Here is a 10,105-nt window from a genome sequence, read left to right on the forward strand (position 1 = left end):
CCCGTAGGGGAATCGAACCCCTGTTTCCAGAGTGAAAATCTGATGTCCTAACCGTTGAACGAACGGGGCAAAAATGGTGCCGCTTACCGGAATCGAACCAGTCACCTACTGATTACAAGTCAGTTGCTCTACCAGATGAGCTAAAGCGGCACTCACAGACAAGAATAATTATACTTTATTTTATAAAATTTGTCAACGATTTTTTTAATATTTTTTATTTTTTTATATTTTTCTTTTATTTTCAATAGTTTTTTTATTTATATTGACTATTTTTTATTAAACCTATAAAATATAATAAATGGGATTTTGATTTTTTTTAAAAATATTTTAGGGGGAGTTTTATGATTATTAAAGGGGAGTTTTTTGCCTTATTCACTGCTATCAGTTGGACTTTTTCATCTTTAACTTTTGGTAAAATATCAAAAGAATATGACACTCAGGTTGCTAATTTTTTAAGAGTTACAATAGGAACTATTATGGTTGGATTTGTTTGTTTATTTGGAAGTAGACATCTTTTTCTTCCTACTGATGTAACTTGGGAAAATTTAAAAATAATAAGTCTTTCTGGTTTTATAGGAATGTTTTTAGGAGATTTGTTTTTATTCAAAGCTTATAATATGATTGGGGCTAGAGTTACTATGCTTATTATGGCTCTTTCTCCTATTATTGTATCGATTATAGATTTTTTATTTTTAGATGTTACTCTTTATCCAATACAAATTTTTGCTATACTTATTACTTGTCTTGGAATTATTTTAGTAATATTTAAAACTGAAGATAAAAAAATTAGTCTTGGATTTTCTGTAAAAGGACTTTTCTATGCTTTTTTAGCAACACTCGGTCAATCACTTGGAGTTATTCTTACAAAACTTGGTTCTACTACTTATGATTCTTTAGCCACATCTCAAATCCGTTTAGGTGTTGCAATATTTTTCTTTGGAGCTGTTGTACTTTATGAAGGAAAAGCTAGAGAAACTATTAAAATGATAACTAGTAAAAAAGCTTTATCTCTACTTCTTATAGGAACATTTTTTTCTGTGTTTGGTATAGCTGCTCTTATTGAGGCTTTTAAAAGTGCCAATGCTTCTATCGCATCAACTATATCTTCAACAAGCCCAATTATTATGATTCCTTGTTCTATTTTATTCTATAAGGAAAAAATAAGAAAAAATGAAATAATTGGAGCTATTATCTCTGTAGTTGGACTTTCAATATTCTTTTTATAAAATTTTTAAAAACTCAGCTGTATTTCTACAACTGAGTTTTTTTTTGTGAGTGCATATTTATTTAGACAGAATTATTATTCTGTTAAATCTTATAATATATTTTTAAAATAATTTTGAGCCTCTTGGAAATCTTTTTCATTTGGGTGAGATTTTGCATCTTCTATTCTTTGAAGTCTTTCAGGAGTTAATGGGTGAATTAAATTTAATGGAAATTTACCCATTTTTTCAACAAGTTTTGGATCTATTTTCCCTCTGCATAAAAATCCCCCTATTAAAGTATTTTTCTCGCCACATAATTTAGAAACTCTCTCTCTTACATCATTTCCATGTTTTGATTCTGGATCAGCTCCAAGAGTTCCAAAATATCCAATCTTTTTATTTGACAAAGATTTTATAAACCCTTTAGTTTTTTTATCAGCACTACCTTTGTCAACCCAAAATCCTACTATAATCCTATTAAATTCATCTATATTTATATTTTTTACATCATCAACAGAGATTATATTTTTTTCTCCCTCTATTATTTCAAATATTTTTTCTCCAACTGCTTTTGTATTCCCTGTCAAAGAAGAATAAACCACCAATGTTTTATTCATTTTTCCCTCCTATTTATTATCTTTTATCATTTCTTCTACAATAGAAGCTGTAATGCTATTTCCCCAAAATACACCATCTATTGTATATTCCATTATATTATTTTTTATTTCAATCAATCCTTTTTCTTGATAATTTTCTAAAAGTGAATAAATTTTTTCATAAGATTTTCCACTCAACTCTTTTATTTTTTCAATTTCAACTTTTTTATATTGTAATATTCCTGAAAGTTTTTTTACTCTCATTTTTATATCATTGTCAAAAGCATAGAAAGTTATAAGTTTATTCAAATGAAACAGTTCATAATCTCCAACTCTTCCTCCTGCTCCTACACCAATAGGAATTAAATCAGAAAAAGAATTTACATTTCTAATATATCTATACTGATCTTTTCCATTAGTTATTTTTGTATGCTCCAAGATTGAATAACCGTTTTTTAAAGTTCTATCAAGAAATTTATCATGAAGTTCCTTATCTCTTGCTAAATTATATTTGAATATAACTTTATTTTCTGCTCTATCCTTTGAAATTTGAGATCCATCTTGTATCATAAGTGAATAAAAACTAATACTGTCAACTCCCAAACTGCAAGCTATCTTTGCATCATTTGTAATCTCTTCATCAGTTTGGTTAGGATAGTTATAAATAATATCTATACAGATAAGCCCTTTAAATTTTTTTCTTATCTCTTTTATTTTTTCTACTATATACTCTTGATTATAGGTTCTATTTAATATTTTTCTTCCTCTATCAGAAAAAGTTTGTATCCCTATACTTATTCTATTTACTCCATATCTTTCCATAATCTCTAATTTTTCCCAAGTAAGATTATGAAGAGTAGTTTCAAAAGTAAACTCGCAATCTTTGGATATATTAAAATTTTCTCTCAGTGTAGAAAGTATTTTATCTAACTGAAAAGGTTTATAAATAGTCGGAGTTCCACCACCGAAGAAAATTGCAGTTATTTTTTTATTTCTTATGTAGTTTTTTTCTCCGTATTTTTTAAACTCTTTGCAAAGATAATCTGTATAATCATTTAGATCATTATCTACCTGCTTTCTATTCATATTACAAAAAGAACAGATTTTATCACAATAGGGAGTGTGTACATATATTCCTCCCTCTTCTACCTCTGGATTTCCTTTTAAAACTTTATTAAATGTAAAAGGAGTTACTATTTTTCTTCCCATCATTTTTTCAATTATATTTTTTACATCATGATGTGATTTATATCTAATGTTAAACATCTTTCTTCTCTCTTTCTAAAATTATTTTTTAGGAGTAAATACAAACTCCTTATTAAAATACACTTTTATTTTTTTTCCTCTATAAACAATCGGTTCAAACTTCCATTTATTTAGAGCTTGGATAACCTCTTTATCAAAACCAAATTTTTTATTTGATTTTAAAACTTCTATTTTTTCAACTTCTCCATTAAGTCCAACCAAAAATTTTACTTCTATCACAACTGTTTTGTCATATCTTAATTTTTCAGCTTGTTTTGGATAATTTGGATCAACTTGTTTTATTATTTTAAAACCAATCCCACTAGAAGCAATAGCTGTGTAAGTTCCATCTGAATTTTCTATAAAATTATCTCTCTTTTCCTCTCTAGGAATTTTTTCTTCACTGGATTTTCTTTTCTTCTGTGGTTTATTTTTTAAAGTTTTTTCTTTTTTTATCTCTTTCTTACTTTCATTTTTACTTATCTTACTTTTTATTTCCTCTTTTATTTCTTTTTTAGGTTCTTCTTTTATTGGTTCAACTTTTTCTTCTTGAATAATCGCTTGTTGTCCTATACTTTCCTTTGAACTTTTTATATTATAAGAAATAGGAATATTTCTTTTAATAGGAATAGTGTTATCACCTAAAGTTTTTTTATTATTAATTCTTATAAAAAAACACATGTGAATTAGAAAAGCAATTAAAAAATATCTTTTCATATATTACCTCTATTCATAAAAATTTATTCCTAAATTTTCTATTCCTTGTTCTTTTACCTTTGTTATAAGATCCATAACAACTTGATATCTAAGATTTTTATCCCCTGTAATCGATACTTCTTTAACTCCTACCAAATATTCTCCAAGTCTTTCAATATCTATTGGAGAAGTTTTTCCATCTTTTAACATAAAATAGCTTTCATTTTTATCTACAATAATTTCTATTTTACTTTCTTCTGTTTTAATAGTTACTTTTGAAGTTGGGACATCTATATCAATTTTTCCATATTTATTAAAAGTAGTTGAAACCATAAAGAAAATCAAAAGAAGAAATACCACATCTATAAGAGGAGTTAAATCAAGGGACATTATTTCTCTTTTTTTTCTATATTTTCCCATATCTCCCCCTTAATTTTTTCTTATAATATTTATAATATTTGTTGTTATTTTGTCGATATCTTCTTCTATCTCTTCTATTTTTTTATTTAAAAGATTGTAAACAACTATTGCAGGGATAGCGATTGAAAGTCCAGCTGCTGTTGTAAGAAGTGCTTTTGATATTCCGTCTGCCACAAGAGATGGGTCTCCAGCTCCAAATGTAGAAAGATTTCTAAAAGCATCAATCATTCCTGTAACTGTCCCAAGAAGTCCAATCATAGGAGCTATATATCCAATTATTCCAAGAATATGAAGTCTTTTTTCTAAAGGACTAATCTCCTCCATTCCAATCTCTTTTACAAGTTGATCAAAATGATGAAAATCTCCATTTTTATTGCATCTTATCAAAAAACTTTTTACAGTTTCCCCAACCGTATTTTTTTCATTTAAACAAATTTCGATAGCTTTTTCCATATTATCAGAGGAAACAGCCATAATAATATTCGATTTAAAATCTTCGCTAAGTTTCTTTTCTCGTCTAAAAAAGAAAACACCTCTTTCTAAGATAATTCCCATAGAAATTATGGAAAGTCCAAATAAGATCCACATAAGTGGTCCTCCCACTTTTAAATAATACAATTTTCTTCCTCCTTTAAAATTTTAAAATCTATCTTAAAGTGCGGATTTTCAAAATATGAAAACTCACACATATAAATACCAATCCAAGAAAAATCTGAAGATGTAAATTTTTTATTCTCAATATTGATACACTAATACTCAATGTTAAAAGAACTAAAGCATTTATTTTGTTTTTCAAAGTAATTCCTTTTCTCTCATAATAGTCCTTTATATATCCCCCACAAACTTTATTATTTAATAAAAACTTGTGAAATTTTTCAGAAGATTTACTAAAAAAATAAGCACTCAAAAGATAAAAAGGTGTTGTTGGAAGTAGTGGTATTATTATCCCAACTGTTCCAAAAATCAAAGATATTACCCCTAATATTATAAAAATATTTTTTTTAATCATATATTATTTTCCTCCAACTTTTTCACAAAAATAATAATACTACAAAAATTAAAATATATCAATAACAAAAAAAATATTTTAAAATTATTTGACACGCAAAATAAAATATGGTATAACGTTTATGATTTTAAAAAATTATTTTTTTGCGAAAGGATTGGTTAAGTTTTATGAAAAAAATTATGATTCTTGCTCTTATAGCTTCAGCTAGTGCTTATTCAGCCACAGAAATACAACTTGATAAAACTGTTGTTTCTTCTACAACTGGATTTGAAAAACCGATAGTTGAAGAAAATAAAAATATTATTCTTATCACTTCTGAAGATATCTCTAAAAAACAATACACTGATGTAGAAAGTATTTTAAGAGATACTCCAAATGTAGTTATTCAAGAAACTGAATTTGGACCTGTGGTTAATCTAAGAGGAAGTGGAGAACGTTCAATGAGCAGAGTAAAAACTATGGTTGATGGTGTTACTATTACTCCTTTAGAAGAGGCTATGGGAACTTTGCCTATTAACTCTATTCCTGTTGGTGCTATTGAAAAAATTGAGATTATTCCTGGAGGAGGAGCTACTTTATATGGAAGTGGAACTACTGGAGGAGTTGTAAATATTATTACAAAATCAAATGCTAGAAAAGATTTTATAAATGCTGATGTAAAATATGGTTCTTTTGCTACTAAAGATACTGGCATTGCTTTTGGTCAAAATATTACTGATAATCTTTATGTAAATTTTGCTGGTCAATATGTAGATAAAAATGGTTACAGAGAAAATGAAGAACTTGAATCAAAAAGTTTTAACGGTGGATTTGATTATAAAATAAATGATAAACATAGGGTTAAATTCCAATCAACTTATTATGACGATGAGGGAACAAGCTCAACAGCTGTAGAAAATTCTATCCTAGAACACAATAGAAAAAAAGCTGGAGATAATATTTCTTCTGATTCAACGAGAGAATCTTTTGCTTTAGATTATGAATATAAACCCCTTGATAATTTTACTTTCTATGCTACTGCTTTTAAAACAAAGTATGAAAGAAATTTTATTCAAGATGATTTAATGGGCAAAGAACAAGTAGCTGAAATGATAAAATCAAATATGCCTTCTAAGCCAGAACTGGACACAATAAAAAATAGTTTAAAGATAACTGATGATGTAAAAGGAACAATGACTGGAAACTTTATAGAAAAAACTGAGGGAATTAAACTAAAATCAAAATATGATTATAGTAGGGGAAGTTTAGTTTTTGGTTATGATTATACAGCTACTAATTTGAAAAGAAATAGTTTAGTAAATACTGATTCTTTCACTGGAAAAGTAATGGGTATGAATTTTAATGCCATATTTAAAACTGATACCTTTGTAGATATGAATAAAGATACTCACGCTTTATATACTTTAAACGATTATAAATTAACTGACAGATTAAATCTAATAACAGGTTTAAGATATGAATATTCAAAATATAATGGAAATAGATTAACAAATACTAAACCAAATATTAATGTTGAATTTAAACCAGGTTCTGGAATATATAATCCTATGTCTATATCTGTTCCTTCAAAAACTTCTGAAGTAGATAGAACTATTGATAACTTTGCTGGAGAAATTGGACTTAATTATAAATACAGTGACACTGGAAATATTTATTCAAGATATGAAAGAGGATTTATCTCTCCACTTCCAACACAACTTACAAATAAAATAAACAATGGAAAATCAACAGAATATCAAGATAGTAATCTTGATTCAGAAACTATTGATAGTATCGAATTTGGTGTAAAAGATTTTATTGGAAATTCTTATGTTTCAGCTACAATTTTTGCATCTCAAACAAATGATAAGATAGCTACTCTTGATAGAAATTCTGATAACCCAGCTACAAAACTTTGGAGATTTGTAAATATTGGAAAAACTAGAAGAATAGGAACTGAATTTTATTCTGAACAATATTTTGATAAATTAACTCTTAATCAATCTATTTCTTACGTAGATGCTAAAATAACTAAAGTTGGCAATGTAAATGATGGAGAAAGTTATCTTCAAAAAGGGGATAAAGTTCCTATGGTTTCAGATTGGAAAATTACTTTGGGAGCAGATTATAATTTAACTGACAGATTATCTTTTGGAGCAAATTATACATACAACAGTGGATATGAAAAAAGAGAGCTTGCTGAAAGTGGTAAAACTCCTAAAACTATAAAGACTTCAGGATATGGAGTTACTGATGCCTATATTAGATATAATGTAAGTGATTATTTCACTCTAAAAGGTGGTATAAATAATCTATTCAATGAAGAATATAATTATTATGAAACTTCTACAACATCTATCCCAGCTCCCGAAAGAAATTATTATATCTCTGGAAGTTTCACTTTCTAGTTTTACATAACTTTATATAGAAAAAACTCAGTTGTATCTCTACAACTGAGCTTTTATTTATAAAACTATTTTAATTATAAGCTTTCAGCGAATGCTTGTAATGAAGTTCTAGCTTGTCCGAAGTCAACCATTTGTTGGTCAAATCCAAATTTGATATGAGGTAATCCAACTTCATCAAGAGCTTTTCTTAATGATGGATATTCTAATTCTTCTGGGTCACAGAATTGCATCATAGCGATGATAACTCCATCTGCTCCAGCTTCTTTAGCTTTTCTTGCAACATATTTAGGACGTTCTTCGATTTTTGGATCGTAAAGGATTGTATCGTTATCTTGGTTAGCAAATTGAACTGCTAATGCTCTGATAGGATCTTCTATATCCATTGGAACATCTGTTGTGAATGCTCTTGATTCGTGAGCAACGTCGTCAGCAACTATAGCTACTTTGTATTCATCGAATAAAGCTAATAATGTAGGGTTGTCAATGATGATTCCTGAAGTAAGAACTTTAACTCCGTTCCATTTAACTTCTGGTAATTTAGCTAATTCTGCGTTTAATTCTTTTAACATAGCTGTATGTTCATCTTTTAACATGAAGAAAGCACTCTTAAGAACTGCTGATCTGTTTACTGCAGAAACTGCTTCTGGGTGTTTTCCAGCAAGTCTTACGAATTCTCTTCTTGCTGCTCTACTTTCATTGTAAACTTTGAAAGCTTCGAACATATCTTTGTCTTCAATTTTATGTCCAGCAATATCTTCTAAGTCAGCTTTGATTCTTCCGAATTCATGCATTGTATATTTGATTCCGAATTCAGGTTTTCTGTTTTGTGGGTGAGCTAAGAACATCATTCTTACTTGAGGTATAGCCACTTTAAAGTTTTGAGTTAATGGACGTAAAGTATCACACATAGATGATAAAATTACTCCTGATAATCCGTCAAATTTTCCTTCTAATGCCATTTCAAGGTTCATTTGAGCTATTGTACAGTAGAAAGATGCGAAGTATTCTTTTGCTCTACTGATTGTTCCGTGAGTTCCCCAAATTCCAAATGGAACCATTCCTGATGCATATACTATTTCTTCTGGAATGTAGTATGGGAAACATCCGATTATTTTTTTACCTTCAGCTTTATATTTAGCCATTTGTTTTTCTGGATTATATGCAATTTCTTTAAAACTATTTAATAATTCCTCAATTCTAGTCATTATTTGTCTCCTCCCTCAGCTTTTTTTGCTCTGTTTGCTTCCATTACTTCAAATAATCCTTCAACACGAGTTCTGTATTGCTCGTCAGAGAAGTTTCTAGGGTCAGCTTGGTCTCCGTCAAATCCAGCAACTGCAACACCTAAGTCTTTACGGAATCTTCTTTCCATTTCAGGCATATATCCACTCCAAGGTTTACAACTTCTGTTGTAGTGAACTAAGATACCATCAACATGGTTTTCTTTACATAGAGTTTCTCTCCATTCAACACCTTTTTCAAGACAAACTGAGTTTGGTGCAACACAGTAAGCTCTCATTAATTCGTCCATGTTATTGTAAACGAATCCGAATGCAGGAGCGTAAACAACTGCTGTAGTATTGATTCCTTTTTCTTTTAATGGTGCAAATAATTTTTGTAATTGTGGCCAACAAGGGATTCCTTCAAACATGATTCTGTAGTTTTCATCATATTTCCAAGTTGATTTTCCATTTTTTACGTTTTCTTCTAATTCTGCTGCTAGTGCTTCAAAAGCTTCTGCAGTTGATTTTTTAGCACGAGCTGTAACTATATCAGCCATGTGGTTGAATAAGTCGAATCCAGCGAATGGAGCTGGTTTATATTGTAAGTAAGAACATACTTTTAACCAAGCTTTTGCTGAACGGTTAGCGTTTTCACAAGCTTCTTCGAATTTTTTAGGATCCATTTTACGTCCAGCTATTTTTTCTAATTGAACGATAGCTTCGTCAAATTGTCCTCTTAAGTAATCTACTTGAGCTTGGCTTACTTCTTTAGTATTGCTGTATGGAACGTCTATCATGATTAATGGAATGTTATGCATTCTAGCTATATTTTCATACCATTTTGTCATACAGTTACAAATGTTGTTACAACATAATACGAAATCTGGTTGAGGCATTGGTTTTTCTTCTGCTTCATATCCAGCTGCGTATGCTAAACTGATTCTTGTATAAGCACAGATATCGTTGTCATATCCCATAGCTTCTGCGTGTTCACACATTCTTTCTCCACCATGTTTTGCTCCGATAGCTGCTGCTTGGTTTTCAGGATAAACAAGTTTTAATCCTAAAGCTTCACATATTTCTGAAGGGAATTTAGATGATGACCAACCTACTGGTTCTCCATTTCTTTTTGCTTCCCATGCTGCTTGATATACTTCTCTTTCAACTAATTCTCTAAGTACAACCTTAGCTGGTTTTTTTTCTTCTACTGGCTTATTTACTTCGCTCATTCTATTCACTCCTTTGTATTTGATCTGTACCCTGTCAAGTACTCAATTTAATTATCAACATTTTTTTCTTTAAATTTCCTATATTCTATTGGACT

Annotated in this window: 10 protein-coding genes and 1 tRNA gene; 2 read left to right on the forward strand and 9 right to left on the reverse strand. The window is 29.3% G+C overall.

The features are described from left to right. Positions 1–74: 74 nt before the first annotated feature. Positions 75–150 (reverse strand) — tRNA-Thr (locus I6E15_RS09505). 191 nt (positions 151–341) lie between these two features. Between I6E15_RS09505 and I6E15_RS09510 the strand changes: the two genes are divergently transcribed. Then, entirely contained in the window at positions 342–1,226 is an 885-nt protein-coding gene (locus I6E15_RS09510) for a DMT family transporter (protein WP_235247544.1), read from the forward strand. A gap of 89 nt (positions 1,227–1,315) precedes the next feature. Here I6E15_RS09510 and I6E15_RS09515 read toward each other — a convergent pair whose 3' ends face one another. Genes I6E15_RS09515 through I6E15_RS09540 form a run of 6 tightly spaced genes read right to left on the reverse strand, consistent with a single transcriptional unit; the run spans position 1,316 to position 5,171 of the window. Further along, a complete protein-coding gene (locus tag I6E15_RS09515) occupies positions 1,316–1,822 on the reverse strand; it encodes a flavodoxin family protein (RefSeq protein WP_235247545.1) in 507 nt (168 codons plus the stop codon). Positions 1,823–1,831: 9 nt separating this feature from the next. After that, a complete protein-coding gene (locus I6E15_RS09520) occupies positions 1,832–3,067 on the reverse strand; it encodes a coproporphyrinogen-III oxidase family protein (RefSeq protein ID WP_235247546.1) in 1,236 nt (411 codons plus the stop codon). Positions 3,068–3,088: 21 nt separating this feature from the next. Continuing rightward, on the reverse strand, positions 3,089–3,763 hold the full coding sequence (locus I6E15_RS09525; protein WP_235247547.1) for an energy transducer TonB: 675 nt from the start codon (positions 3,761–3,763) through the stop codon (positions 3,089–3,091). 9 nt (positions 3,764–3,772) lie between these two features. Beyond that, entirely contained in the window at positions 3,773–4,162 is a 390-nt protein-coding gene (locus I6E15_RS09530; RefSeq protein WP_235247548.1) for an ExbD/TolR family protein, read from the reverse strand. Positions 4,163–4,171: 9 nt separating this feature from the next. Then, positions 4,172–4,750: a MotA/TolQ/ExbB proton channel family protein gene (locus I6E15_RS09535; RefSeq protein ID WP_177162314.1), complete on the reverse strand. Its 579-nt coding sequence runs from the start codon at positions 4,748–4,750 to the stop codon at positions 4,172–4,174. Between the two features lie 58 nt (positions 4,751–4,808). After that, positions 4,809–5,171 carry a YbaN family protein gene (locus tag I6E15_RS09540; protein WP_235247549.1) on the reverse strand — a complete coding sequence of 121 codons (363 nt, stop codon included), beginning with the start codon at positions 5,169–5,171 and terminating at the stop codon, positions 4,809–4,811. 167 nt (positions 5,172–5,338) lie between these two features. Between I6E15_RS09540 and I6E15_RS09545 the strand changes: the two genes are divergently transcribed. Further along, the gene (locus I6E15_RS09545; protein WP_235247550.1) at positions 5,339–7,558 is read left to right on the forward strand and encodes a TonB-dependent receptor; all 2,220 of its coding nucleotides are present in this window, start codon (positions 5,339–5,341) and stop codon (positions 7,556–7,558) included. A 74-nt stretch (positions 7,559–7,632) separates the two neighbouring features. Here the strand turns inward: I6E15_RS09545 and I6E15_RS09550 are convergent, their stop codons facing one another. Together I6E15_RS09550 and I6E15_RS09555 are read right to left on the reverse strand one after the other, a co-directional pair. Continuing rightward, positions 7,633–8,763 (reverse strand): 2-hydroxyacyl-CoA dehydratase subunit D, encoded by a 1,131-nt coding sequence (locus I6E15_RS09550; RefSeq protein WP_177162306.1) that lies wholly within the window; start codon positions 8,761–8,763, stop codon positions 7,633–7,635. Further along, on the reverse strand, positions 8,763–10,010 hold the full coding sequence (locus tag I6E15_RS09555; protein ID WP_235247551.1) for a 2-hydroxyacyl-CoA dehydratase subunit D: 1,248 nt from the start codon (positions 10,008–10,010) through the stop codon (positions 8,763–8,765). The genes I6E15_RS09550 and I6E15_RS09555 overlap by 1 nt, the downstream gene beginning before the upstream one ends. Positions 10,011–10,105: the final 95 nt, after the last annotated feature.

Origin of the sequence: Fusobacterium perfoetens (genome assembly GCF_021531475.1) — a bacterium.
Taxonomy (GTDB): domain Bacteria; phylum Fusobacteriota; class Fusobacteriia; order Fusobacteriales; family Fusobacteriaceae; genus Fusobacterium_B.

Bases quoted from the DNA above. Each gene is read 5' to 3' on its own strand.
- I6E15_RS09510 (WP_235247544.1), top strand. From the start codon at position 342: ATGATTATTAAAGGGGAGTTTTTTGCCTTATTCACTGCTATCAGTTGG.
- I6E15_RS09515 (WP_235247545.1), bottom strand. From the start codon at position 1,822: ATGAATAAAACATTGGTGGTTTATTCTTCTTTGACAGGGAATACAAAA.
- I6E15_RS09520 (WP_235247546.1), bottom strand. From the start codon at position 3,067: ATGTTTAACATTAGATATAAATCACATCATGATGTAAAAAATATAATT.
- I6E15_RS09525 (WP_235247547.1), bottom strand. From the start codon at position 3,763: ATGAAAAGATATTTTTTAATTGCTTTTCTAATTCACATGTGTTTTTTT.
- I6E15_RS09530 (WP_235247548.1), bottom strand. From the start codon at position 4,162: ATGGGAAAATATAGAAAAAAAAGAGAAATAATGTCCCTTGATTTAACT.
- I6E15_RS09535 (WP_177162314.1), bottom strand. From the start codon at position 4,750: ATGTGGATCTTATTTGGACTTTCCATAATTTCTATGGGAATTATCTTA.
- I6E15_RS09540 (WP_235247549.1), bottom strand. From the start codon at position 5,171: ATGATTAAAAAAAATATTTTTATAATATTAGGGGTAATATCTTTGATT.
- I6E15_RS09545 (WP_235247550.1), top strand. From the start codon at position 5,339: ATGAAAAAAATTATGATTCTTGCTCTTATAGCTTCAGCTAGTGCTTAT.
- I6E15_RS09550 (WP_177162306.1), bottom strand. From the start codon at position 8,763: ATGACTAGAATTGAGGAATTATTAAATAGTTTTAAAGAAATTGCATAT.
- I6E15_RS09555 (WP_235247551.1), bottom strand. From the start codon at position 10,010: ATGAGCGAAGTAAATAAGCCAGTAGAAGAAAAAAAACCAGCTAAGGTT.